A 24,134-nucleotide genomic window follows, 5' to 3' on the forward strand; every position below is an offset into this window, starting at 1 on the left:
GTCCACCGTATAGGCGAGCGAGACGCGGGCCGGGTCGCGCCCGTTCCAGGCATCCTCGGCCAGGCGGACCTTGGTGGCCGCCGTCTCACGGGTGAAGGGGGGCAGGGGCGGGCGGCTCTCGCTCATCGGATGGCTCCTGTACCGATTGGTCAATTATGTACTGATTGGTACAGAAGCGGCCGCCTTTCGTCAATGGTTCGGAATTTTCTATTCGGCGGCACCGCCGCCACCCCCTAGGCTCGTGGCGAGCCACGAGGGAACCATGCGCGACAGCCGTTACGACATCCTGTTCGAGCCGGTGCGGATCGGGCCGAAGACGGCCCGCAACCGCTTCTTCCAGGTGCCCCACTGCAACGGCATGGGCTACCGCGACCCGACGGCGCTGGCCGAGATGCGCGGCATCAAGGCGGAGGGCGGCTGGGCCGTGGTCTGCACGGAACAGGTCGAGTTCCATCACACCTCCGACATCACGCCCTTCATCGAGCTGCGCCTGTGGGACGACCGCGACATCCCCATGCTGGCGCGCATGTGCGACAAGATCCACGAGCACGGCTCCCTCGCCGGGATCGAACTCGCTTACAACGGCATGAACGGGCCCAATCTCTATGGCCGGGAAGTGCCCATGGGACCGGCCCATCTGCCGGTCGCCACCTTCACCTATGATCCGGTGCAGGCAAGACGGATGGACAAGGCCGATATCGCCGACCTCAGGCGCTGGCACCGGGCGGCGGCGCTCAGGGCGAAGCGTGCCGGCTTCGACCTCGTCTATGTCTATGCCGCCCATGCGCTCGGCTTCCTGCACCATTTCCTGTCGCGCCGCTTCAACGACCGGACGGACGAATACGGCGGCAGCCTGGAGAACCGGACAAGGCTGCTGCGCGAGATCCTGGCCGACACCAAGGATGCGGTGGGCGATACTTGTGCCGTGCCGCTCCGCCTCTCGGTCGACGAGCTGATGGGCGAGGACGGGCTGCACCGGGCCGAGGTCGAGGACATGATCGGCCTGATGGCGGAGGTACCGGACCTCTGGGATCTCACCCTGGCCGGCTGGGAGAACGACAGCCGGACCTCGCGTTTCGCCGAGGAAGGCCATCAGGAACCCTTCATCGCCGGCATCAAGAGGCTCACCTCGAAGCCCGTTGTGGGCGTCGGGCGTTACACATCGCCCGATGCCATGGTGCGGATCGTGAAGTCCGGCCTGGTCGATTTCGTCGGTGCCGCACGGCCCTCGATCGCCGATCCCTATCTGCCGAAGAAGATCGAGGAGGGCCGCCTCGAAGACATTCGCGAGTGTATCGGCTGCAACATCTGCGTTTCGGGCGATTTCACCTCGTCGCCGATCCGCTGCACCCAGAACCCCACCATGGGCGACGAATGGCGCCGCGGCTGGCACCCCGAGCGGGTGAAGCCGAGAGGCAGTGAGGCCCGCGTGCTGATCGTCGGCGGCGGGCCGGCCGGACTCGAATGCGCCCAGGTCCTGGGCAAGCGCGGCTACGACGTCGCCCTGGCCGAGGCGGGCACCGACCTGGGCGGCCGGGTCGCGCGGGAATCCCGCCTGCCCGGGCTTGCCGCCTGGGCGCGGGTGCGCGACTACCGGATCCAGCAGCTCCACAAGCTGGCCAATGTCGAGGTCTATTTCGACAGCGCGCTGAGCGCCGAGGACATCCTGGGCTTCGGCTTCGAGCATGTCGTGCTGGCCACGGGCGCGCGCTGGCGGGGTGACGCGGTCGGTCACTGGCACACGCGGCCGCTGGCCTTTGGTCCTGGCCTCGAAGTCCTGACCCCGGACGACCTGATGGACGGCCGCCGGCCCGCGTCGCGCGAGGTCGTGGTGTTCGACGACGACCATTATTACATGGCCAATGTCCTGGCCGAACTGCTGGCGGCCGCTGGTCACCGCGTCACCTATGTGACGCCTGCCGCCGAAGTCGCGACCTGGACCCGCGCCACCATGGAACAGCACGCGATCCAGGCCCGGCTGATCGAGGCTGGCGTCGATATCGTCACCGGATCGGCCCTGGTCGCAGCCGGCGGGGGCGAGGCCGAACTCGCCTGCACCTATACCGGCCGGCGGCGACGCATCGCCTGTACCGCCCTGGTGCCGGTCACCGCCCGCCTGCCGCGGGAGGAATTGTTCCTCGCCCTCGAAGCCCGCCGGGCGGAATGGTCCCATGCCGGCATCCGCGGCATCCGCGCGATCGGCGACGCCAGGGCGCCCGCCACCATCGCCCATGCCGTGCACGCCGGCCGGCGCTATGCCGAGGAGCTGGACGGACCGCCGGTCGACGGCGACGGCGTGTCCTTCCGGCGCGAGATCGTCGCCCTGGCACCCTGACGCCGCCCCGCTTTCAACGTTTGTCCCCGGGGGCGCATCGGAAATACACCCATGGGGTGAATTCCCGCCCGCGGGGTGGGTGCAATGATGGTTGCGCCCGACCCGGCCACCGCGCCACTTTGGCGCCATCCGCGGCCGGAGAAAATCCGCCTTGCCCGATTGACGAGATATGACGTTCCAGCGATTTACGCCGGGGCGACCGTCACCATGAAAAATATTTATTAGTATAGAAGCGGCGGAATTTCCGGATGCGCCCAATTTATATTGAATAATTCCAGACAGATTCTCTTTTTTTGGCATCGCACACGAATCTATTTCACGGAATCGGTTAAATAATGGTAACGATTCGGCGAGAACTACTTTCATTTTGGGGGTCATGGGCAAATGCGTATTCGGGCGAACAGCCGGGGCGGGGCCTTCACCCGGCCCGTGGTGGCGACCTCTGCGGCCGTTCTGGCACTGGCGGTGGCGGCACCTCTCGCGGCACAGGATGCGGTGCCCATTTCCCGCGATCAGTTCGGTTACGGCACGCGGGCGGTGGCGGACACCAACCTGAAGGTCGACATCTTCGGCGGCGGCGACGAGAACGGCGGCCTGTTCGGGGGCGCGCCCAGCCTGGCTATCCCGCTGGGTGATTCCTTCGGCCTTCAGGCCGACGGCGTGGCCGGCTTCGTCGCCGACGAGGTGGGCTTCGCCGGCGGTGCCGCCCAGCTCTATTACCGCGATCCCCAGACCTTCGCGGCCGGTGTGGCCGGCGGCGGCTATTACATCGACGGCCAGAGCCAATATGCGGTCGCCGCGATCGCCGAGTATTACCTCGCCAATATCACGCTCGAAGCGCTGGCCGGCTGGCAGTGGGGCGACGTGGTCGGCAGTTCCTTCTACGGCCGGGCGGGCGCTTCGCTCTTCGTGACGCCCGATTTCCGCGTCGGCGCCGGCGTCGCCTTTGCCGAGGACACCCGCTTCGCCGGGGACCTCCAGCTCGAGGCGTTGCTCCAGGAGGTGCCGGGCATGGCGCTTTTCGCGACCGGCGTGCTGGACGAGAAGGGCGTCATGGGTCTCGCCGGCATCCGCTTCTATACCGGCGCTTCCGACCTCGACCATGGCCCGGGCAAGGCGTCCGGCGGGCCGACCCTGATCGAGATCACCCGCAACCTTCAGCGTCCCAACTTCCTGACCGGCTACGGCGGCGGCTTCGGGCTGCGCCAGATCAGCATGACCGGCGGCGGCGAGCTGCCGGTCGAGCCGCCTCCGCCGCCCCCGCCGCCGCCGGTGACCGGCAACGGCGGTCTGATCACCCTGGTGCAGAACACCGTCGACAATCTGGTCGGCAACACCCCGCTCGATGCCGTGAGCAAGCTGGTGGATGCTCTGGTCGACCCCAAGACCGGCGTGCTCTCCATCCTCACCAACCCACTCGACAAGGTGACCGACATCAAGACCGGCCAGCTCGGCGCCGTCACCCAGGTGGTCGACACGCTGGCCGGCCCGACCCAGGGCCTGCTGGACCCGACCCTCGACGCGGTGAACGATCTCCTGTCGGGCAACAAGCGCGCGACCACCACGGGCGGCCTGATCGATACGGTACAGGGCACGGTCAGCGGGTTGCTCGGCAATACGCCGCTCTCCTTCGTCAGCGACCTGGTCGCCGGCTTGGTCGATCCGCAGACGGGCGTGCTCTCGGCCCTGACCGGCCCGCTCAACAGCCTGACCAACGTGCAGACCGGCAAGCTCGGCGCGCTGACCGAAGTGGTCGACACGCTGGTCGGCCAACAGAACGGCGCGCTGACGCCGACCCTGAACGCGGTCAACGACCTTCTTTCGGGCGACAGCAGGGCGACCAGCAATGCCGGCCTGATCGACGGCGTGCTCGGCACCGTCGACAATCTGCTGGGCGGCACGCCGCTCGCCTTCGTGACCGATGTGGTGGCCGGCCTGGCCGCCCCCTCGGGCAGCCTGCTCGCCCCGTTGACCGGGCCGCTCAACGACATCACCCGCGGCCAGACCGGCCAGCTCGGCGCCGTCACCACCCTGGTGGGCACCCTGGTCGACCGCAACGACGGCGCCCTGGATCCGACCCTGGACGGTGTCAATCGGCTGCTCAGTTTTTGAACGAATGCGACGCGCGCCTTTTCCCGACACGAAAAAGGCGCGCCTTGCCTTGAAAGATTCTGCTCGCCCGATCTGGACATTGTCGCTCGACCCCGCTTAGCCTTGAGTCGGGCGAACGGGGCAGCGGCGAGATTTCGGCCGCTCCCGGGAGGGCTGATTTGGGTGACGGCGTAGCAGCAACCTGTCCGGCCATCGAAGTGCGGGATGTGGTCAAGGCCTTTCCGGGGGGCGCCATCGCGCTCGATCGGGTATCCCTCGCCATCAGGCCGAACGAATTCTTCACCCTGCTCGGGCCTTCGGGCTGCGGCAAGACCACGCTGCTCCGCCTGATCGCGGGCTTCGAGCAGCCGACCGAGGGCGAGATCCGCCTGGAGGGCGAGCGGATCGAGCATCTGCCGCCGTTCCGCCGGCCGGTCAACACGGTCTTCCAGTCCTACGCCCTGTTCCCCCATATGACGGTCGGACAGAACATCGCCTTCGGCCTCGAAATGCAGGGCATGACCTCGGCCGAGATCGGGCGCCGGGTGACCGAAATGCTCACCCTGGTCAAGCTGACCGGCTTCGAAGGCCGCAAGCCCGACCAGATGTCGGGCGGCCAGCAGCAGCGCGTGGCGCTGGCGCGCGCACTGGCCAACCGGCCCAAGGTGCTGCTCCTCGACGAGCCCTTGTCCGCCCTTGACCTCAAGCTCCGCAAGGAGATGCAGATCGAGCTGAAACGCCTGCAGACCGAGACCGGCATCACCTTCGTCTTCGTCACCCACGATCAGGAAGAGGCGCTGACCATGTCGGACCGGATCGCCGTCATGTCCCAGGGCCATGTCCTCCAGGTCGGCACGCCGCGCGCCATCTACGAGGCGCCGGAACATCGCTTCGTCGCCGACTTCATCGGCGAGACCGATTTCATTCCGGCCGAGGTGGCCGCGGTTTCGGGCGGCAGGGCCAGCTTCCGCCTGGCCTCCGGTGCCGTGGTCGAGGCGGCGGCACAGGACCTCGCCCCCGGTGCCCGCGTCGCCCTGTCGACCCGGCCGGAGCGCCTCTCCTTCGGGCCGGCCGGCACGCTCGAAGGCGTGGTCGATGCCGTGGTCTATTTCGGTACCGACACGACCTTCCATGTCGCCCTCGACGGCGGCGCCGGCACGATCCGCGTGCGCGAGCAGAATCTGGCCGGGCGCGACCTGCCCCACGGCCGGGGCGACCGGGTCCGCGTCGTGGTGCCGGAGGCGGCGTTGCGCGCCTTCCCCGAAGGCCAGGACTGAAGGGGGCGGCGGCCATGTCGGTGATGGACTACTTCCGCCGCTCGCCCGCCGCCCGGCGCACCGCCCTGATCAGCCCCGCTGTCGGGCTGATCGTCTTCTTCATGGTGGTGCCGCTCGGCCTGATGCTGGTCTATTCCTTCCTGCAGCGCGCGACCTACGGCGGCGTGATCTGGCAGGTGTCCTTCGAGAGCTACATCCAGTTCCTGTTCGAGCGCGACCTGGACGACAGCCTGTTGTTCAACTCGGCCTATCTGCAGATCTACGGGCGTTCCTTCATCCTGGCCGGCATCACGACTCTGCTGTGTGTGGTCATCGGCTTTCCGACCGCGCTCTACCTCGTCCAGCAGCCGGAGCGGCGCCGGAACATCCTGATGTTCCTGGTCACCATTCCGTTCTGGACCAATCTCCTGGTCCGCACCTATGCCTGGATCCTGCTTCTGCGGCGCGAAGGCCTGGTCGATTTCGGGCTGGAATGGCTCGGTATCACGCAGGAACCTCTCGGTCTCCTCTATAGCGATACCGCCAATTTGATCGGCCTCGTCTATTCCTTCGTGCCCTTCATGGTACTGCCGATCTATTCGAGCCTGGAGAAGCTCGACTTCCGACTGGTCGAGGCGGCCTACGACCTGGGCGCCACCCGCCTCACGGCGTTGCGCCGGGTGATCGTCCCGCTCTCCATGCCGGGGATCGCGGCGGGCTGTATCCTGGTCTTCGTGCCCTGCCTCGGCGCCTATGTGACGCCTGAGCTGCTGGGTGGCGGTAAGGCGCTGATGATCGGCAACCTGATCCAGCAGCAGTTCGGCGCCTCGCAGAACTGGCCCTTCGGGGCGGCGCTGTCCTTCGCGCTCCTGGCGATCGTGCTGTTCGCCCTGGTCGCCTATTCGCTCCGCTTCGGGCGGGGCGCTTTGACGGAGGGGCGCTGATGCGCGGCAATCCGCTTCGCCATTTCCCCGGCACCGGTACGGCGGCGGCGTCCTTCTTCGTCTTCCTCTATGCCCCGGTCGTCGTCCTGATCGGGCTCTCCTTCAACTCGGGGCGTTCGTCGACGCTGTGGGAAGGCTTCACCTTCGACTGGTATGGCGTCGTCCTGGACAATCCCGACATCCTGCGTGCCGCCAAGAATTCCCTGATCGTCGGCGTGATCGCGACGGTGATCGCGACCGTCTTCGCCACGATCGCGGCGATCGGCCTCGACCGCGCCCGTTTCCGCGGCATGAATGCGGTCAACTCGGTGATCGCCCTGCCGCTGATCGTGCCCGAGATCGTGACCGCGGTGGCGACCTTGATCTTCTTCCTGTCGATCGGGTTGAAGCTCGGCCTGGGCACGGTGATCCTGGCCCATGTGGTGTTCTGCATCCCCTTCGCCTATCTGCCGATCAAGGCGCGGCTCGAGGGCATGCCGGCGACCTTTCGCGAGGCGGCGGCCGACCTCTATGCCAACGAATGGCAGGTCTTCCGGCGCATCACCCTACCCCTGCTGTGGCCCGGCGTGATCGCGGGCGCCATGCTGGCCTTCATCACAAGCCTGGACGATTTCGTCATCTCCTATTTCGTGGCCGGGCCGGGGGCTTCGACGCTGCCCATCTACATCTTCGCCAGCCTGCGCATGGGTGTGACGCCCGAGGTCAATGCGATCTCCTCGCTCATGCTCGTCGTTTCGATTCTGTTCGTGTCGATTTCGGCCTGGATCGGCCGCCGGTCACGCTGACCGGATTCCCTCAACAACGGAGGCTCACCATGTCCCTCAACATGCTCAAGGCGGCGGTCGCCGCCGTCGCCGTGCTCGGCCTGCCGATGGCGGCCGAAGCCCGCGAACTGGTACTCTACAATTGGTCCGACTACACGCCGCCGGAACTCCTGAAGCGCTTCACGGCCGAGACCGGCATCAACATCACCCTCGACCTTTACGACTCGAACGAGTCGATGCTGGCCAAGCTGAAGGCCGGCGGCACGGGCTACGACGTCGTCGTGCCCTCGGACTACATGGTCAAGATCATGGCCGACGAGGGCATGTTGGTCGACATCGGCGTCAACGCCATGCCGAACTTCAAGAATGTCGAAGGCCCGCTGAAGTCGCCCTATTTCGATCCCGAGCGGAAATACACCGCCCCCTACATGTATGGCACCACCAGCTTCTCCTACGACACCGCCGCGATCGGCAAGCTCGAGGATAGCTGGAAGGAATTCTACGAACCCCGGCCCGAGCTCAAGGGCAAGGTCGCCGTCCTGAACGACCAGGTCGAGGTGATCAACAACGCCCTACGCTACCTCGGCCTGCCGTTGTGCAACGAGAATCCGGCCGAGATGAAGAAGGTGCAGGAGCTCCTCCTGAAGCAGAAGCCCTTCGTCGCCCTCTATAATTCGGACGGCACCCACGAGCGCCTGGCGGCCAAGGAAGTCGTCATGCACATGCAGTGGAACGGCGCCGCCCACCGCGCCAAGATGGCCCTGCCGACGATCGAATATGTCTATCCCAAGGAGGGCATGAGCCTCTGGGCCGACAATTTCGCCGTCCCCGTGGGGGCCAAGAACATCGAAGAGGCGAAGATCTTCATCAACTGGATGATGGATCCGAAGAACATCGCCGAGGCGTCGAACTTCACCGGTTACATGGGCGCCGTGCCCGCGGCCGCTGCCTATCTGGACGACGCGATGAAGAACGATCCTGCGGTGGTGCCGCCCGCCGGCATGGACCACCTCTTCATCATGGCCAAGCCCTGCGGCGTCAAGGCCAAGGAGTTGATGGACAAGGTCTGGACCAACGTCCGCAAGTGATCGGATCGGCGGCGGGCACCCCCCGCCGCCACCCGCCATGGAAGACACTCTGACCATCGCCCTCTGGGCGACCAATATCGAACCGGCGTTGAACGGCCTGCCCGCCTGGGCCGCCGGCATCGACGCCATGCTGGCCCGCGCCGCCGCCGATGGGGCTGCCCTGCTCGCCATGCCGGAACTGGTGACCAGCCAATGGCTCTCCTTCGCGCCGGCCCTGGCGCCGACCGAGGAATTGTCCTGGCTCGCTGCCCAGGAAGCCGCGGCCCTCGACCTGCTGCGGCCGCTGGTCGCCAAACACGGCGTCGTCCTGCTCGCCGGCACCACGCCGCATGGATTGGGCGGCGGACGTTTCGCCAACCGCGCCAACATCCTCTATCCCGACGGCCGCCACCTGGTGCAGGACAAGATGGCTCTGACGCCGAGCGAGCGTGATCCCGAAGCCTGGAACCTGACGCCGGGCGGCAAGGTCCAGGTCCTGAAGCTCGGTCCCTGGCGTTTCGCCGTGGTGATCTGCCTCGACATCGAACTGCCGGCGCTGTCGAGCCGCCTGGCCCCGCTCGATCTCGACTTCATCCTGGTGCCCTCGATGACCAGGCTCGCCTCCGGCAATGCGCGGGTCTTCGGCTGCGCCAAGGCGCGCGCGGTCGAGCTGATGACCGTGGTCGCCGCGGTCGGCTGCGTCGGCGAGCGGCCGCTCTCGGGCGCTGCCCATTCCAATACCTCCGGCGCCTCGGTCTTCCTGCCCTGCGAGGAGGCGCTCGGCTTCCTCGGCCTCGGGCCTTCGACCGGGATCGTCACCGGCGACCACGGACCTGGCCCCTATCTCCTGTGCCGGGACCTGCCGCTCGGCTTCGTCCGCGGCCTGCGCCGGAACGGCGCCGAAGTCTGGCCCGGCGCCTGGAGCGCCGCCCATCTCACCATCGAGGACATGGCATGAAGACCATCTATACGGACGATCACCGGCTGCACCATGCCGCCTGCGAGCTGATCGGCGGCAAGATGATGCCGGCCTTCGAATGCCCGCAGCGCGCCGACATCGTGCTCTCCCGCGTGAAGGAGGTCGGCCTCGGCCCGGTGATCGAGCCGACCCGGATGGGCATTTCGGCCGCCGCCAAGGTGCATGATCCGAAGTTCGTCGCCTTCCTCGAATCCGCCTGGGCGCTCTGGGACGCCGAACATGGGGACGGCTCGGACGCCCTGCCCATGACCTGGCCGGCCCGCTCGCTCCGCCAGATCGAGCCGGAGACGATCGACGGCAAGCTCGGCTTCTATTCCTTCGACGCCGGCTGCGGCCTGACCAAGACGTCCTTCACCGCGATCGCCTCGGGCGTCGAGGTGGCGATGACCGGCGTCGACCTCATGCTGGCGGGCGAGAAGGCGGCCTTCTCGCTGTGCCGTCCGCCCGGCCACCACGCAACGTCCGACCAGATGGGCGGCTACTGCTATTTGAATAATGCCGCGATCGCGGCCCAGGTGCTGACCGAGGCGGGGCGGCAGGTCGCCATTCTCGATGTCGACTATCACCACGGCAACGGCACCCAGGCGATCTTCTACCACCGGGGCGACGTCTTCTTCACCTCGCTGCACGGCCATCCGACCCAGGAATATCCCTATTTCCTCGGTTATGCCGACGAGCCCGGGGCCGGAGCGGGCGAGGGCGCCAACCTGAACCTGCCGCTCCGCTGGGGTTCGGCCTGGGACGTTTACGGCCCGGCGCTCGATGTCGCCTGCGACGGCATTTCCAGGTTCGGCGCCGACATGCTGGTGGTCTCCCTGGGGCTCGATACCTTCGAGCAGGACCCGATCTCGAAGTTCAAGCTGAAGTCCGACGACTACCTCCGCATGGGCGAGCGGATCGCCAAGCTGGGTCTGCCCACGCTCTTCATCTTCGAGGGCGGCTATGCGGTCGAGGCGCTGGGCGTGAATACCGCCAATGTGCTGGTCGGCTTCGAGAGCTGATGGGGCGAAAAGCCTGGCCTCTCCCGAAATGCCCGGTGACGCGACGTCAAATCGGTGCTCTCATCGGGGCGTCGGGGTTCACCATCTTCCCCGACCGCCTGCCGCCGGTCCCGATCGAGGGGCCGGCGGTCCTTTATTGAACTGGCGCCAAATTAAACTGGCGCCAAAGGCTCATGCGGGCCATCGGGCAGGGTGACGGCGATCGGATCGCCCGGTCGGACCGCGCCGCCGGCCAGCACGACCGCCATGACGCCCGCCTTGCGGATCAGCGCGCCGGCAGCGTCGCGGTCGAGGACAGCCTGCATCAGGCCCGGCTGGAAATCGTCGATCTGCTTGCAGGGGTTGCGCAGGCCGGTGATCTCGACCAGCGCTTCCGCCCCCAGGCGAAGCCTGGTGCCGCGCGGCAGGGCGAGCAAGGCGATGCCTCTTGTCGCGACATTCTCGCCGAGGTCGCCCGGGCGGACGGGGAAGCCGCGCCCGGCCAATTCGTCGAACAATTCGCAATGGATCAGGTGGAGCTGGCGCAGGTTCGGCGTCGTCCGGTCGCGGGCGACCCGCGAGCGGTGCTGGACATTGGCGCCGCCATGGGCGTCACCGACCACGCCGAAACCGGCGAGCAGGCGGATCGCCTCACGCGTCCGTTTGCTGAAGTCGTGCGCAGCGCTCTGCGCCACCGCGATCACGGTGCCGTCCATCGCCCTCTCCCGAAACCGGCCGGCGCATCAGGCACCGGGCCGGCGGGAAGGGCAAGACGGATGATCAGCCCGTGACGTCGATCGGGCGAACGTCGATCAGGCGAACGTCGATCAGGCGAACGTCGATCAGGCGCGGCCTTCGTCGACCGTCCAGAGGTGCAGGGGACCTTCGTGGGTGTGCAGGGTGCCGCGCTGGCGCATGGTGGTCACCGCATGGGCGACCAGTTCGCGGGCCGCCGGTTCCGGCTCGTCCGCCAGCATGAGGCGTTTCACGGCGGCATCGATGACGACCGGGCGGCACGGCATTTCACCGAGCGCCTGGACTTTGAGGATGGCGGCTTGGATGGCCATTTCGGCATCCGTCAGGGTGGCAGGCATGGCGACCTCCTGTTCTGAGAGCGGGGCAATTCGCGTGTTGCCGGGGTTCTCGTCCTCGTGGGCAGGGACACTCACACTGCGGAGTGTGGCGGCCGAATGAGGTGAAAACGTGGCGACCGGGGAAAATTCTAGCGCTGCGCCGCTTCCCAGTTGGATGCGACATAATAGGTCGCATTGGAGGGCGGCAGCGGCAGATTGCCGCGGATCAGGTCGGCCGCCCGCTCGCCGATCATGATGGTCGGCGCATTCAGGTTGCCGGTGGTGACCGAGGGCATGATCGAACTGTCGACCACGCGGAGGCCCTCGACGCCGATCACCCGGGTTTCCGGGTCGACCACGGCCATGGGGTCGTCCGGCCGGCCCATCTTGCAACTGCACGAGGGGTGATAGGCGCTCTCGACCTTGCGGCGGATGAAATCGTCGATCGCCTCGTCCGTCTCGATCTCGGCGCCCGGCTGGATCTCCCGCCCGCGCCAGGGCGCGAAGGCCGGCTGCTGGAAAATCTCCCGCGTCAGGCGGACACAGGCGCGCATCTCGGCCAGGTCGTCCTCGTGGCTCAGGTAGTTGAACAGGATGCGCGGCTTGTCCCTGGCGTCGGCGGAGCGGAGCCGGACCCAGCCCCGGCTCTTGCTCCGCATCGGGCCGACATGGGCCTGGAAGCCGTGTTCGGTCGCCAGCGAATTGCCGTCGTAGGAAACCGCCAGGGGCAGGAAATGATACTGGATGTCGGGATAGCGGATGCCCGCCCGGCTGCGGATGAAGCCGCAGGATTCGAAATGGTTGGTGGCGCCGAGCCCGTCGCGGCGCAGGAGCCAGCGAAGCCCGATCAAGCCCTTGGCGAACAGGCTCTGCGCCGAATAGAGCGTGACCGGCCGGGTGCAGGCCATCTGGAAATAGAATTCCAGGTGGTCCTGGAGATTTTCCCCGACACCCGCCAGGTGATGCACCAGGGGAATGCCGAAATCGGCCAGTTCCGCCGCCGGCCCGACGCCGGAGAGTTTCAGGAGCTGGGGCGAATTGATCGGCCCGCCGCACAGGATCACCTCGCGCCGGGCCCTGACCTCGCGCTCCGCCTCGCCCTGGCGATAGCGGAGGCCAGTGGCACGGCGCCCCTCGAACAGCACGCGGGTGGCCAGGGCGTGGGAGCGGACGGCGAGATTGGGCCGCTTCAGGGCGGGCTTCAGATAGGCATTGGCGGCGGACCAGCGCTGGCCCTTGTGGACGGTCATGTCCATCCGGCCGAAGCCTTCCTGCTGGAAACCGTTGATGTCGTCGGTAGCGGGATAGCCCGCCTGCTGCGCCGCCTCGATCCAGACCCGGTAGAGCGGGTTCCGCAGCGGGCCGTAGGAGGTCTTCAGCGGGCCGTCGGCGCCGCGATAGGCGTCGCCGCCTTCCTCCCGCCCCTCCGCACGCCTGAAATAGGGCAGGACATTGGCGTAGTTCCAGCCGCTCGCCCCTTCCTCGGCCCAGCGTTCGAAGTCGAGCGGGTTGCCGCGAACATAGACCATGCCGTTGATCGAGGAGGAGCCGCCGATCACCTTGCCGCGCGGCGTATGCATGACGCGGCCGCCGAGCCCCGGCTCCGGCTCGGTCTCGTAGAACCAGTTGTAACGCTCCATGTTCATCGGGATCGACAGCGCGCTCGGCATCTGGATCACCACCGAACGGTCGGAACCGCCGTATTCGAGCACGAGCACGCTGGTGCCCGGATCTTCGGTCAGCCGGTTCGCCAGCACGCAGCCGGCGGAACCGGCGCCGACGATGACGTAATCGAAGGTCTCGCTGCTGCTCATGATCTCAGGCCTCGATCGGGCGCGGGCAGGCGATCGCCTGGCGCCGCGTGAAGGGAAGCAGGTCTTCGGCTTCCAGGGCGGGCGCCGCTGCCGGTGCCTCGAACCACACGGAGGCGGCACCGGAAGCGGCGGCCAGCGCCGCGCCCTGCAAGGGATCGGCGGCGAAAACGCCGAGGTCGTCGAGGGCGATGCCGGCCAGCAAGGCCCGCCGCCCGGCATCGTCGGTGAAGACGTGAACGCGGGCCACCGGCCCTGCCGACGCCGCTTCCGCGGCCCCGCCCCACAACAGGCAGGGCGACAGGCGACAACCGAGGGGGACGCCGCTGCCGGCCACGAGTTCGGCGCCCGCCTCCCGGGCCGCGACGACCGCCGCCGCCGCCGCTGCCGCCGCTGCCTCGTCCGGCAGGGTGCCGATCTCCGTCCGTGCTTCGCGCGGGTCGCCGCAGGCAAGCCCGGCCAGGGCGTCCGTCAGCCGGCGCCGCAACTCGGCCGCCGCTCGGGCCGCGACCACAAGCGTCACGCCATTGCCGCTGCCCAGCAGGTGGGCGGTAGCCAGCGTCGCCGCCGCGACGTCGCCTTCCGCGGTCAGCAGGATGCCGGTGGTACCGGCCGCGGCCGGCAGGGCCGGGGCGACCGCCTCGTGGCGCGCCAGGCTGCGCGCCAGGCGCTCGCCTCCGTGCAGCACAGCGATCGTCCCGCCGGGCAATCCGGCGTCCGACAGGCGGGCGGCGAAACTGGTGATCGCCAGACGGGCACTCTGCGGCACGGCGATCACGCCATTGCCGCCCGCCAGCGCCGCCGCCGCCAGGCGGGCGAAGACGGCGAAGGGCCGCGGCCCGGCCGGTTCCAGCAGGACGATGCCGCGCGCCAGGGACCGCCGCCCGCCCAGTGGCGGCGCCGGCCGGGCCGCGAGACAGGCCGCCTGGTCGAGTGCCGCCGCCGCCGCCTCCACCTCGGCCCGGGCGAAGCGCAGCGGCAAGCCGCTCTCCCCCGCCAGCAGGGCGGCCATCGCCTCCGCTTCCGCGCGGAGGCCGGCGGCGGCCTTGCGCAGGGCGGGGGCCCGGCCCGGCCCGGCGGCAGCCCATTCGGCCTGTGCCGCCCGGGCCGCCGCCAGGGCTTCCGCGATCTCGGGCTTGCCGGCGGCGTCCAGCCGGGCCAGCAGGCGGCCGGTCGCCGGCTCCGTCACCGCCGTGCCGCGGGGCGAGGCGGGACGCAGCCGCCCGGCGATGACATGGCCGAACACCGGCACCCGCTCCGCCGCGGCCCGCGCCAATTCGGCATCGACGAAGGCGCCGGCGATCTGGCGTGCCGTGGCGCTGTCGGCCTCCCCCGATTCCGAGAGGGTGGCGCGCAGCCACAGGCCGTCGATCACCGCCGCGATGGCGATCGCCAGGCGTTCCGCCTGTTGAGATGGCAGGAGTTCCTTCAGGGGATGGCGCAGATTGGACAGCATGCGCTGCTGATAGACGGTCTGGATCCGCTTCAGGCGCCGGGAATGGATCACCTGGCCCCAGAAGGCGAGCCAGACGGTGCAGGTCTGGCGGTCGAATTCCTCGGGCGCCAGATTGGCATCGATCACCGCCTGCACCCGTTCGCGCGGGCTCCGTGCCTTGGCCAGGCAGGCACGCGTCGCCGCCGTGACGCGACGCGCCAGGTGGCGCAGCGTCGCTTCGAGGAGCCCGTCCTTGTCGCCGAAATAATGCGCGACCAGCCCGGGCGAGACCCCGGCCCGGCCCGCGATCTGGCCGAGCGTGGTGCCCACGAAGCCGACGTCCGCCATGGTTTCGATCGTCGTCTCGATCAGCTGCCGGCGGCGCGTGTCTTCGAGCTCGATGCGCGACATCCATCCCTCCAGCCGGCGACAGGTCCCAGCATTCCACCGATTGAATGGCTGTTCAATAGGTGCCATGGCGCCATCGTTCACAGCCTACGACCGATGGTGTCGGAAATGCGAAAATACCCAGGAATTGGGTGCTGACATGGAATAATTCCAGCAAAAAACCTGATGACAAGGGAAAATGATGGGCGTTGAATATCCGTTCAACGGGCCCCGGCCCAGCAGCGAGCGGAGATCGAAAGATGCGTTACGGTAGCATTCTCGCCCTGGCCGCCGCCGGCCTGGTCGCCCTCGGGGCGGGGCTCGCCCAGGCGGCCGATCCGGCCTCCTGCAAGGCGGTGCGCTTCGCCGACGTCGGCTGGACCGACATCACCGCCACCACGGCGGCGACCAGCGCCGTGCTGAAGGGCCTCGGCTATGCCCCGTCCTCCCAGGTGCTCTCGGTCCCGGTCACCTATGCCTCGATGAAGGGCAAGGACATCGACGTCTTCCTGGGCAATTGGATGCCGACGATGGAGGCCGACCTCCGCCCCTATGTCGACGCCAAGTCGGTGGACGTCGTCGGCGTCAACCTGGAAGGCGCCAAATACACCCTGGCGGTGCCCGATTATCTCTATGCCGCCGGCCTGAAATCCTTCGCCGACATTGCCAAGTTCAAGGACCAGCTCGACGGCAAGATCTATGGGATCGAGCCCGGCAACGACGGCAACCGCCTGATCCTCGGCATGATCGACGGCGACAAATTCGGCCTGAAGGGCTTCTCCCTGGTCGAATCCAGCGAGCAGGGCATGTTGTCCGAGGTCGAAAAGGCGGTGCGCAAGAAGAAGGGCATCGTTTTCCTGGGCTGGGAACCCCATCCCATGAACACCAAATTCGCCCTGAAATATCTCGAAGGCGGCGATGACGTCTTCGGACCGAACTACGGCGGCGCCACTGTCTACACCAATACCCGCGCCGCCTACGCGACCGACTGCCCGAACGTCGGCAAGCTGCTGGGCAACCTCAAGTTCACCCTGACGCTCGAAAACGAGATCATGGGCGCCATCCTGTTCGACAGCCAGGATCCGGACAAGGCGGCGGCTGCCTGGCTGAAGGCCCATCCGGACGTGCTCGACACCTGGCTCGCGGGCGTCACCACGCTCGACGGCCAGCCCGGCCTGCCCGCGGTCAAGAAGTCGCTCGGGCTGTAACACCGGGGGTCCGGAGCGATGGACGAGATCCAGGGCTTCCTGGTCGACAACAAGATCCCCCTCGGCAAGTGGATCGAGGGGGTCGTCGACTGGGTGAAGGACAACAGCCTCGATTTCTTCGACTGGTTCTCGGACAATGTGCGCGCCGTGGTGGACGGTTTCACCGCGGCGCTCACCTTCGTGCCGCCGCTCCTGCTGATCCTGATTTTCGCCGGCCTCGCCTTCGCCCTGCGCCGGTCGTGGAAGCTGGCGCTCTTCGTCGCTTTGGCCCTGCTCTTCATCCTCAATCAGGGCTATTGGAAGGAGACGCTGGAGACCCTCTCCCTCGTGCTCTTCTCGACCCTGATCTCGATGGCGATCGGCGTGCCGCTCGGCATCGCCACGGCGCATCGCCCCTGGTTCCATCAGGCGCTGCGTCCGGTGCTCGACCTGATGCAGACCCTGCCCACCTTCGTCTATCTGATCCCGACCCTGGTGCTCTTCGGCCTGGGCGCCGTGCCGGGGCTGATCTCCACCATCGTCTTCGCCCTGCCGGCGCCGATCCGCCTCACCCATCTCGGCGTCTCCTCGGTGCCCCAGGCGCTGATCGAGGCGGGCGAAGCCTTCGGTGCCTCGCGCCGGCAATTGCTGTTCAAGATCGAACTGCCCTACGCCCTGCCCACCATCATGGCCGGCCTCACCCAATGCATCATGTTGAGCCTTTCCATGGTGGTGATCGCCGCCCTGGTGGGGGCCGGCGGGCTCGGCGTGCCGGTGGTGCGCGCGCTCAATTCGGTCCGGGTCGCCATGGGCTTCGAGGCGGGCCTGGTCATCGTGGTGCTCGCCGTGATCCTGGACCGGGTCTGCCGCCAGCCGGACCGCAAGAAGGGCCATTGAGATGGCGGCGGTCGAGTTCCGGGGCGTCGACATTCTCTTCGGGCCGGATCACGGCAAGCCGGGCGGTTTCGTCGACCGCGCGCTGAAGCTCTTCGACGCCGGCCGCACGCGGGAAGAGATCCTGGCCGAGACCGGCGTCGTGGTCGGCGTCGGCCAGGCCGATCTCGCCGTGGAGCCGGGCGAGATCTGTGTCCTCATGGGTCTCTCCGGTTCCGGCAAGTCCACCCTGCTGCGCGCCGTCAACGGCTTGAACAAGGTGACGCGCGGCAAGGTCCTGGTCCGCCACGGGGCGGAAGTCGTGGACATCGCGTCTTGCGCGCCCACAGTGCTCCGCCGCATGCGGATGGAGCGGATCGCCATGGTGTTCCAGCAGTTCGCCCTGCTGCCCTGGCGGACGGTGCGGGAAAACGTCGGCTTCGGCCTCGAACTCCGCGGCGTCTCGCCGGTCGAGCGGCGCCGCGTGGTCGACGAGAAACTGGCGCTCGTGCATCTCGACAAATGGGCCGAGAAATATGCATCCGAGCTTTCGGGCGGCATGCAGCAGCGGGTCGGCCTGGCGCGGGCCTTCGCCACCGATCCCGACATCTTGCTGATGGACGAGCCCTTTTCGGCGCTCGATCCACTGATCCGCAACAAGCTGCAGGACGAACTCCTGGACCTGCAACGTAACCTCAAGAAGACGATCGTCTTCGTCAGCCACGATCTCGACGAGGCGCTGAAGCTCGGCAACCGCATCGCCATCATGGAAGGCGGGCGCATCATCCAGGCCGGCACGCCGGAAGATATCGTGCTTCGCCCCGCCACCGATTACGTGCGGGAATTCGTGCAGCACATGAACCCGCTGAATATCCTGAAGGGCGATGCGGCGATGACGCCGCTCGACGCGCTCTCCCGCGCCGGTGACGCCTACGTGCTGGACGGGGCGCGGCGCCTGCACCTGACCCCGGGGCCGAAGCCCGTTGCGACGCTGAACGGCGCGCCCTGTCCGATCGAGGCCTATGCCGGCGCCCTGGCCGCGCCGCCCGCCGCGGGTGCGCTGATCGCGGCCCCGATCGAATTGCCGCTCCGCCGCCTGATCGAGCTTCGCCAGGCCAGCGGCTTGCCCGTACTGCTGACCGAGGGCGGCACCCTCCGCGGCCTCTGCCGCGAGGACGATATTTTCCGCGCCCTCGCCTCGGAAAACTGGCGAAGCGCGCTCAGCGCCTGAGGCCCAAGCCCCGCAGGTGGTCCAGGATCGCGGTGGCCGCTTCCGCCGGGCTCGGGTGCAGCATCAGGCGCCGCTCCGCCGCCTGCGCCGCCACCATGAGTTTCGGGCGGGGCCGATAGGGCACTTCTTCGAGCGGAACCACCGGCATCCCCTCGGCTTCGAGCCGGGCGAGCCGTCCGCGCCGCCGCTGGCCGAGGGCGAAGGGCAGCGGCGGTGGCGCTGCCGGATGCACGGTGACCAGGCAGGGCAGTTTCAGCCGAAGCCGGCGCCGGGCGCCGCGCGGCAAGGCTTGGTCGACGGTGAGGACATCGCCCTCGATCGCCAGACCGACGGCATCGGCGACCATCGGCAGGTCCAGCGCCTGCGCCAGGCGATAGGGCAGCAATCCGGTTTCCTCTCCGCCCTGCGACTGCCGGCCGGCCAGGATCAGGTCCTGCCGCGCTGCTCGCAGATGGCCGGTCAGGGCGGGCAGCGGATCGGCCGTCTCCGGCAGGACCAGATGGGTCAGCGCCGGCAGGCCGTGGCCCAGATAATCGGCGATCGCCGCCTCTGCCGCGCCCGCATGCAGTCCCTCGACCACGCCGAGACCGAGGGCGAGGCTGATCGCCTGGGCGTCGAGCGTCGCGGGGCAGGCCCGGCCCGAGACCGGATGGATCCCGCGGGAGAGCAGCACCGTGATCTTCATGGTTTCTCCCGCTTCAGGGCGGCCAGCAGCGCCGGCATCACCGCTTGCGCATCGGCGACGATGGCGAGGCCGGCGCGCTCGATCATGGCGGCGTGGAGGTCGGTGTTGACCGCGATCACCTGCTCGGTCGCGGCGATGCCGGCCAGATGCTGGGGCGCGCCCGAAATGCCGAAGGCCAAATAGCAGTCGGCCCTCAGCACCGTGCCCGAGGCGCCGACCTGGGCCGCGCGCGGCATGGCGCCGGCATCGCAGACCGCACGGCTCGCGCCCGGCGTCGCCCCGAGCGCCGCAGCCAGTGCCCGGAAGGTGGCGAAATCGCGCACACCATTGCCGGCGGCGACGACGAAGCCGGCCTCGCCCAGGGGCACGGCAGCGGGATCCGGGGCGATTTCCTCGACCGAGAGGAAGCGGCCGGTGCCACCCGCCGGCAAGGTCGCGGCGAGCGGCCGCGCCTCGCGCGGCGGGCCGCCGTAAGCCGGCACCCGGTCGGCCGCCAGGGTGATCAGGCGGGGCGGGCGGCAGCGCTGCTCGACCCGGCGGGCGCGGGCGGGGCGGGTCACCAGATCCGCGGTCACCCGCTCCGCCCCGGCGAACAGCGTCTCGCCGGTCAAGGCCGCCAGCCGGCGGGCGAGATCGCCGCCGGACGCCGTTTCGGGCAGCAGAATGTGGCGGGGGGAGAGCTGCGCCGCCAGGGCGGCGAGGCGCGCCGCCCGTGCTTCCGGGTCGTAACCCGTCAGGTCGTCGGCGATCAGACGATCGGCCCCCGCGGCGCCCGCGGCCGGCCCGTCGACCCCGGCGAAAACCGCGACCGCGCCGCCGGCCTCGGCCAGCAGGCGGGCGGCGCCGAGCAATTGCCGGTCATGGGCCGAAAGGGCGCCCCGCACTGCTTCTGGCACGGCGAGAACCAGGAAGGCCGGCTCCTCCACCACCACGCGGACCACTGGTGCCGCCACAGGGGCGGGCGCGGCGCCGCCCGCGCCGTCGCGCACCAGTCGGCGCCGCTCACCGGCCACGGTGACGCGGTCGCGTTCCGCCCGTGGGTCGCGCCGGAGCCCGGTCGCGGCGGGTGTCAGGGCGAAGCGCGGACGCTCACCGCCGGCAACACGGCGGGCGTCGCGTTCGGCGCGGGGATCGCGGCGCTTGCCCGTCATGGCGCCTCCACCGCGGCGAGCAGCAGTTCGGCGAGGTCGCGGACTTCTGGATTGGCGCCGGTCACGCCTTCCAGCATGGCGGTGCAGCCCGGGCAGGCAACGGCCAGCACGGCGGCTCCGGTCGCCCGCGCCTCGGCCATGCGAAGGTCGGGAATCCGGCTGTCGCCCGCGATATCGGCCAGTGCCGCGCCGCCGCCCCCGCCGCAGCAGAAGGATTGCAGCCCGTGGCGTTCCATCTCGACCAGTTCGACGCCGAGCCGGCCGAGCAAGTCGCGTGGCGCCTCGGTGATGCCGTTGTAACGGCCAAGATAGCAGGGGTCGTGATAGGTGACGCGGGTGTCGAGGCGGTGCGGCGCCAATTTCCCGGCAGCCAGGAGTTCGGCCAGCTGCTCGCTGTGATGCTGCACCGTGAAAGTCCCGCCGAAGGCCGGATATTCGTTCCGCAGCACCTGCAGGGCATGGGGATCGGCGGTGACGATGCGGGAAAAGCGCCGGGCCTTCAGGGCGGCGATATTCGCCTCTGCCAGGCGCTGGAATGTCGCCTCGTCGCCGAGCCGCCGGGCCAGGTCGCCGCAATCCTTCTCGTCCGCGCCGAGCACGCCATAGGTGACGCCGGCCTTCTGGAGGAGGCGCAGCAGGGCGCGCAGGCTCCGGCCATAGCGTAGGTCGAAGGCGCCCTCGCCGAGCCAGAGCAGCACCTCGGTCTCGTCCCCCGGCGCCAGCACAGGCAGGGCCAGGCCGGCGGCGAAATCCCCCCGCGCAGCGAGCGGGCGGGCGCCGGCATCGTCGGCCAGACGAAGCTCGGACAGGGCCTGGGCCGCCTTAGGAGGCGGTGCACCAGCCTCCAGCACCTGGAAACGGCGGAGGTCGATCACGGCATCGACATGCTCGATCATCATCGGGCAGGCGTCGACGCAGGCCCGGCAGGTGGTGCAGGACCACAAAGTGTCGGCATGGATCACAGCGCCCACGATCGGCTGCGCCGGCCCGCAAGCGCCGGTGACCGGCCGTGCGTTCGGATAGGGGCTGCCGGCATAGGCGGCGAGCTCGCCGGCCGGGTCGAGCGCTGCGGCGAGATCCTGGATCAGCCGCTTCGGATTGAGCGGCTGGCCGGCGGCGAAGGCGGGGCAGGCCTGCTCGCAGCGTCCGCATTGGATGCAGGCATCGAAACCGGCCAGCCGGTTCCAGGCGAAATCGGCGGCTGTCTCGACACCGAGCGTCTCCGCCTCGAGATCGAGGGGCAGGAGGGCGGTGGAACGCCCGGCGAAACGCGCCGGCCGCGGATGGGCGGCCAGATGCACGGCCCCGGCGACGGCATGGCGCATCGGCCCCCGCATCACCTGCGCCGCCAGGCCGAAGCCGCCGAACAGGAACAGCGCGAGCCCGGGCCAGAAGAGCCAGGAGCTCCCGAACGCGGCATCGGCGGCGACCACGAAACCGCCGAGGCCGAAGCCGCCGAGCAGCAGGGGCAGGCCAAGGAAGGCGCCTTGCGAGAGCTGGCGCGGCCGGACGGGGATGCGCCGCCGGGCCACCGCCACCGTGCCGGCCGATTGCACGGCGAAGGCGAGCGCGGTCAGCCCGTCATAGGCGGGATGGGCGCCGAAGGCGAGCCCGCCCAGGGCGAGTGCCGCGGCCGCCAGCGTGCCGCCCGCGACCAGCACATGCATCTGCGCCGCCGCCTTCTGCCGCGCCACCACGGCGTGGACGTCGCGCAGATAGCGCCGCGGCAGGGCGAGCAGCCCGGCCAAGGGCAAGGGCGCCGGCCGTCCCGCCCGCCACAGCATCGCCCGCCGCCCGGCCGCGACCCCCGCCACCAGCAGGAAGGCGAGAATGCCGAGGCCGAGGCCGATCATCAGATATCCTTGCAGAGACGGAGCGCGTCATAGAGAGCGGCATGGATGTTGCGCCCCGCGACGGCATCGCCGATCCGATAGAGTTTCAGGCCCGGCGCCTCCGCGAAGGGCTGCGGTCTGCCGGCGACGATGGCGTGCTGATCGGTCTGCCCCTTGTTCGCCGACTGCGCCTTCAGGGCGAAGTAGAGCGCATCGACGGCCAAGGTACCGGCTTCGACCACCACGGTGTCGACCAGGCGTTCCTCCTCCCGTTCGGTCATGGTGTTGCGCAGCACGGCGACCTTGCGGTTGCCTTCGGGATAGACCGTGAGGAGTTCCAGATTGGGGCTCAGGATGACGTCGAGGCGATAAAGCTCGCGGAGGTGCACCGGCTGGTTGGTGGTGCCCACTTCTTCCGCCGCCATGCGGTCCTGGGTGGCGAGTTCGACGAGGCAGCCGGATTTGGCCAGGACTTCGGCGGTGGAAGCGCCCTGGTGCTGCCCGGTCTCGTCGTAGAGCAGGACGGAACCGGCCGGTGCCGCCTTGCCCGTGAGCACGTCCCAGGTCGAGACCGTGTGATCGAACAGGTTGCCCGGGGTGCCGCCGGTCGCGATGATCACCACCTCCGGTTCCTCCGCCAGCACCAGGGCGGCGTCGGCTTCGGTGTTCAGGCGAAGCTGGACGCCCTTCTTGACCACCTGGCCGTGCAGCCAGCGCGGAATGCCGGACAGCGCCTCGCGCCAGGTCGCCCGGGCGGCGATATTGATCTGGCCGCCGACCCTCTCCTGCTTCTCGAACAGCACGACGTCATGGCCGCGTTCGGCCAGCACCCGGGCGGCTTCGAGCCCGGCCGGCCCGGCGCCCACCACCACCGCCTTCAGCCTGCGCGCCGCCGGCGGGATGACATGGGGCATGGTCGCTTCCCGCCCGGTCGCCGCATTCTGCAGGCAGAGGGCATCGCCGCCGACATAGATGCGGTCGATGCAGTAACCGGCGCCGACACATTGGCGGATGTCGTCCTCCCGCCCTTCGGAGAGCTTGCGGACCAGATGGGGATCGGCGATATGGGCCCTGGTCATCGCCACCATGTCGACATGGCCTTCGTGCACCAGCCGGGCGGCGCTGGCGAGATCGGTCACGCGCTGGGCATGGAACACCGGCACGTCCACCTCGCGCTTCACCGCGCTGGCCAGCGAGGCGAAGGGCGCCACCGGGAAGGACATGTTGGGCAGCACCACGGCGTGCGACAGGTGATCGCGCGCCTGGCCGCCCAGGATATTCAGGAAATCAACCAGGCCGCGCGACGCATAGGCCGATGCGATCGCCAGGCAATCGGCCTGGGACAGGCCTTCGGCATAGAGTTCGTCGCCCGACATGCGCATGCCGATGACGAAATCGTCCCCCGTCGCCGCCCGCATCGCTTCCAGCACCTCGATGCCGAAGCGCATGCGGTTCTCCAGGCTGCCACCATAGGCATCGCCTCGCCGGTTCACGGAAGGGCTCCAGAACTGGTCGACCAGATGGCCGTGGGCGGCGGAAAGCTCGATGCCGTCGAGGCCGCCGTCCCGGGCCCGCCGGGCGGCCGCAGCGTAATCGGCGATGATGCGGGCGATGTCCTCTTCCTCGATCTCCTTGGGGATGGTCCGGCTGGCCGGCTCGCGCCGGGGCGAGGCGGAAACGGTGGGGAACCAATTGTCCGTGTCCCAGCGCGTCCGCCTTCCCATGTGGGTCAGCTGGATCATCAGCTTGGCGCCGTGCTCGTGCACGCGGTCGGCGAATTGGCGGAACCAGGGCACGATCGAATCGTCGGCCACCGAAATCTGGTTCCAGGGCGTCGCCGGGCTGTCGAGCGAGACCGAGGAGGAGCCGCCGAACATGGTGAGGCCGATGCCGCCCTTGGCCTTTTCCGCGTGATAGAGCTGGTAGCGTTCCTTGGGCTTGCCGTCCGAGCCGTAACCCGGGGCGTGGCTGGTGCTCATCACCCGGTTGCGGATGGTCAGCCCTTTGATCTGGAGCGGGCGGAGCAGGGCTTGCGCCTGGGCGATCATGGCCG

20 protein-coding genes are annotated in these 24,134 nt (G+C 68.7%); 11 read left to right on the forward strand and 9 right to left on the reverse strand.

The window, feature by feature from the left end:
• Positions 1 to 126, reverse strand: a 126-nt coding sequence (locus WC493_RS11280; RefSeq protein ID WP_373065638.1) for a DUF1348 family protein, incomplete at its 3' end; no start/stop codon positions are given.
• Between the two features lie 136 nt (positions 127 to 262).
• Between WC493_RS11280 and WC493_RS11285 the strand changes: the two genes are divergently transcribed.
• From WC493_RS11285 to WC493_RS11320, 8 genes are all read left to right on the forward strand, one after another.
• Complete coding sequence (locus WC493_RS11285; protein ID WP_373065606.1) at positions 263 to 2,335, forward strand: FAD-dependent oxidoreductase; 2,073 nt, start codon at positions 263 to 265, stop codon at positions 2,333 to 2,335.
• Between the two features lie 384 nt (positions 2,336 to 2,719).
• Positions 2,720 to 4,447 (forward strand): hypothetical protein, encoded by a 1,728-nt coding sequence (locus tag WC493_RS11290; protein WP_373065608.1) that lies wholly within the window; start codon positions 2,720 to 2,722, stop codon positions 4,445 to 4,447.
• A gap of 158 nt (positions 4,448 to 4,605) precedes the next feature.
• Positions 4,606 to 5,703 carry an ABC transporter ATP-binding protein gene (locus tag WC493_RS11295; protein WP_373065609.1) on the forward strand — a complete coding sequence of 366 codons (1,098 nt, stop codon included), beginning with the start codon at positions 4,606 to 4,608 and terminating at the stop codon, positions 5,701 to 5,703.
• Positions 5,704 to 5,717: 14 nt separating this feature from the next.
• Positions 5,718 to 6,626 (forward strand): ABC transporter permease, encoded by a 909-nt coding sequence (locus WC493_RS11300; RefSeq protein ID WP_373065610.1) that lies wholly within the window; start codon positions 5,718 to 5,720, stop codon positions 6,624 to 6,626.
• Positions 6,626 to 7,411: an ABC transporter permease gene (locus tag WC493_RS11305; protein ID WP_373065611.1), complete on the forward strand. Its 786-nt coding sequence runs from the start codon at positions 6,626 to 6,628 to the stop codon at positions 7,409 to 7,411. The genes WC493_RS11300 and WC493_RS11305 overlap by 1 nt, the downstream gene beginning before the upstream one ends.
• A gap of 29 nt (positions 7,412 to 7,440) precedes the next feature.
• A complete protein-coding gene (locus tag WC493_RS11310) occupies positions 7,441 to 8,478 on the forward strand; it encodes an extracellular solute-binding protein (RefSeq protein ID WP_373065612.1) in 1,038 nt (345 codons plus the stop codon).
• 37 nt (positions 8,479 to 8,515) lie between these two features.
• The gene (locus WC493_RS11315; RefSeq protein WP_373065613.1) at positions 8,516 to 9,415 is read left to right on the forward strand and encodes a nitrilase-related carbon-nitrogen hydrolase; all 900 of its coding nucleotides are present in this window, start codon (positions 8,516 to 8,518) and stop codon (positions 9,413 to 9,415) included.
• Positions 9,412 to 10,437: a histone deacetylase family protein gene (locus tag WC493_RS11320; protein ID WP_373065614.1), complete on the forward strand. Its 1,026-nt coding sequence runs from the start codon at positions 9,412 to 9,414 to the stop codon at positions 10,435 to 10,437. The genes WC493_RS11315 and WC493_RS11320 overlap by 4 nt, the downstream gene beginning before the upstream one ends.
• A gap of 152 nt (positions 10,438 to 10,589) precedes the next feature.
• Here WC493_RS11320 and WC493_RS11325 read toward each other — a convergent pair whose 3' ends face one another.
• From WC493_RS11325 to betI, 4 genes are all read right to left on the reverse strand, one after another.
• Positions 10,590 to 11,132: an MOSC domain-containing protein gene (locus WC493_RS11325; protein ID WP_373065615.1), complete on the reverse strand. Its 543-nt coding sequence runs from the start codon at positions 11,130 to 11,132 to the stop codon at positions 10,590 to 10,592.
• Positions 11,133 to 11,258: 126 nt separating this feature from the next.
• Complete coding sequence (locus tag WC493_RS11330; RefSeq protein ID WP_373065616.1) at positions 11,259 to 11,510, reverse strand: hypothetical protein; 252 nt, start codon at positions 11,508 to 11,510, stop codon at positions 11,259 to 11,261.
• A gap of 128 nt (positions 11,511 to 11,638) precedes the next feature.
• A complete protein-coding gene (betA, locus tag WC493_RS11335) occupies positions 11,639 to 13,303 on the reverse strand; it encodes a choline dehydrogenase (RefSeq protein WP_373065617.1) in 1,665 nt (554 codons plus the stop codon).
• Positions 13,304 to 13,307: 4 nt separating this feature from the next.
• The gene (gene betI, locus WC493_RS11340; RefSeq protein WP_373065618.1) at positions 13,308 to 15,146 is read right to left on the reverse strand and encodes a transcriptional regulator BetI; all 1,839 of its coding nucleotides are present in this window, start codon (positions 15,144 to 15,146) and stop codon (positions 13,308 to 13,310) included.
• A 236-nt stretch (positions 15,147 to 15,382) separates the two neighbouring features.
• Here betI and WC493_RS11345 point away from each other — a divergent pair, with 236 nt between their 5' ends.
• From WC493_RS11345 to choV, 3 genes are read left to right on the forward strand one after another with little or no spacing between them, the layout of a single operon-like run.
• Complete coding sequence (locus tag WC493_RS11345) at positions 15,383 to 16,330, forward strand: choline ABC transporter substrate-binding protein (protein ID WP_373065619.1); 948 nt, start codon at positions 15,383 to 15,385, stop codon at positions 16,328 to 16,330.
• A gap of 18 nt (positions 16,331 to 16,348) precedes the next feature.
• Positions 16,349 to 17,206, forward strand: a complete 858-nt coding sequence (gene choW / locus WC493_RS11350; RefSeq protein WP_373065620.1) for a choline ABC transporter permease subunit — start codon at positions 16,349 to 16,351, stop codon at positions 17,204 to 17,206.
• A gap of 1 nt (position 17,207) precedes the next feature.
• Entirely contained in the window at positions 17,208 to 18,413 is a 1,206-nt protein-coding gene (choV, locus tag WC493_RS11355) for a choline ABC transporter ATP-binding protein (protein WP_373065621.1), read from the forward strand.
• Here choV and WC493_RS11360 read toward each other — a convergent pair.
• The 4 genes from WC493_RS11360 to WC493_RS11375 are packed head-to-tail and all read right to left on the reverse strand — an operon-like array spanning position 18,403 to position 24,129.
• Positions 18,403 to 19,098, reverse strand: coding sequence for an electron transfer flavoprotein subunit beta (locus WC493_RS11360; protein WP_373065622.1), 696 nt, complete (start codon positions 19,096 to 19,098; stop codon positions 18,403 to 18,405). The two genes, choV and WC493_RS11360, sit on opposite strands and share 11 nt — an antisense overlap.
• Positions 19,095 to 20,249 carry an electron transfer flavoprotein subunit alpha/FixB family protein gene (locus tag WC493_RS11365; protein WP_373065623.1) on the reverse strand — a complete coding sequence of 385 codons (1,155 nt, stop codon included), beginning with the start codon at positions 20,247 to 20,249 and terminating at the stop codon, positions 19,095 to 19,097. The genes WC493_RS11360 and WC493_RS11365 overlap by 4 nt, the downstream gene beginning before the upstream one ends.
• Positions 20,246 to 22,102, reverse strand: a complete 1,857-nt coding sequence (locus WC493_RS11370; protein ID WP_373065624.1) for a DUF3483 domain-containing protein — start codon at positions 22,100 to 22,102, stop codon at positions 20,246 to 20,248. Before WC493_RS11370 ends, WC493_RS11365 begins: the two co-directional genes overlap by 4 nt.
• Positions 22,102 to 24,129, reverse strand: coding sequence for an NAD(P)-binding protein (locus tag WC493_RS11375; RefSeq protein WP_373065625.1), 2,028 nt, complete (start codon positions 24,127 to 24,129; stop codon positions 22,102 to 22,104). The genes WC493_RS11370 and WC493_RS11375 overlap by 1 nt, the downstream gene beginning before the upstream one ends.
• Positions 24,130 to 24,134 lie beyond the last annotated feature (5 nt).

The sequence above is a fragment of the Zavarzinia sp. genome (assembly GCF_041650655.1).
Taxonomy (GTDB): domain Bacteria; phylum Pseudomonadota; class Alphaproteobacteria; order Zavarziniales; family Zavarziniaceae; genus Zavarzinia.

Coding starts and splice junctions, on each gene's coding strand:
- WC493_RS11285 (WP_373065606.1), top strand. CDS start 263: ATGCGCGACAGCCGTTACGACATCCTGTTCGAGCCGGTGCGGATCGGG.
- WC493_RS11290 (WP_373065608.1), top strand. CDS start 2,720: ATGCGTATTCGGGCGAACAGCCGGGGCGGGGCCTTCACCCGGCCCGTG.
- WC493_RS11300 (WP_373065610.1), top strand. CDS start 5,718: ATGTCGGTGATGGACTACTTCCGCCGCTCGCCCGCCGCCCGGCGCACC.
- WC493_RS11305 (WP_373065611.1), top strand. CDS start 6,626: ATGCGCGGCAATCCGCTTCGCCATTTCCCCGGCACCGGTACGGCGGCG.
- WC493_RS11310 (WP_373065612.1), top strand. CDS start 7,441: ATGTCCCTCAACATGCTCAAGGCGGCGGTCGCCGCCGTCGCCGTGCTC.
- WC493_RS11315 (WP_373065613.1), top strand. CDS start 8,516: ATGGAAGACACTCTGACCATCGCCCTCTGGGCGACCAATATCGAACCG.
- WC493_RS11320 (WP_373065614.1), top strand. CDS start 9,412: ATGAAGACCATCTATACGGACGATCACCGGCTGCACCATGCCGCCTGC.
- WC493_RS11325 (WP_373065615.1), bottom strand. CDS start 11,132: ATGGACGGCACCGTGATCGCGGTGGCGCAGAGCGCTGCGCACGACTTC.
- WC493_RS11330 (WP_373065616.1), bottom strand. CDS start 11,510: ATGCCTGCCACCCTGACGGATGCCGAAATGGCCATCCAAGCCGCCATC.
- betA (WP_373065617.1), bottom strand. CDS start 13,303: ATGAGCAGCAGCGAGACCTTCGATTACGTCATCGTCGGCGCCGGTTCC.
- betI (WP_373065618.1), bottom strand. CDS start 15,146: ATGTCGCGCATCGAGCTCGAAGACACGCGCCGCCGGCAGCTGATCGAG.
- WC493_RS11345 (WP_373065619.1), top strand. CDS start 15,383: ATGCGTTACGGTAGCATTCTCGCCCTGGCCGCCGCCGGCCTGGTCGCC.
- choW (WP_373065620.1), top strand. CDS start 16,349: ATGGACGAGATCCAGGGCTTCCTGGTCGACAACAAGATCCCCCTCGGC.
- choV (WP_373065621.1), top strand. CDS start 17,208: ATGGCGGCGGTCGAGTTCCGGGGCGTCGACATTCTCTTCGGGCCGGAT.
- WC493_RS11360 (WP_373065622.1), bottom strand. CDS start 19,098: ATGAAGATCACGGTGCTGCTCTCCCGCGGGATCCATCCGGTCTCGGGC.
- WC493_RS11365 (WP_373065623.1), bottom strand. CDS start 20,249: ATGACGGGCAAGCGCCGCGATCCCCGCGCCGAACGCGACGCCCGCCGT.
- WC493_RS11370 (WP_373065624.1), bottom strand. CDS start 22,102: ATGATCGGCCTCGGCCTCGGCATTCTCGCCTTCCTGCTGGTGGCGGGG.
- WC493_RS11375 (WP_373065625.1), bottom strand. CDS start 24,129: ATGATCGCCCAGGCGCAAGCCCTGCTCCGCCCGCTCCAGATCAAAGGG.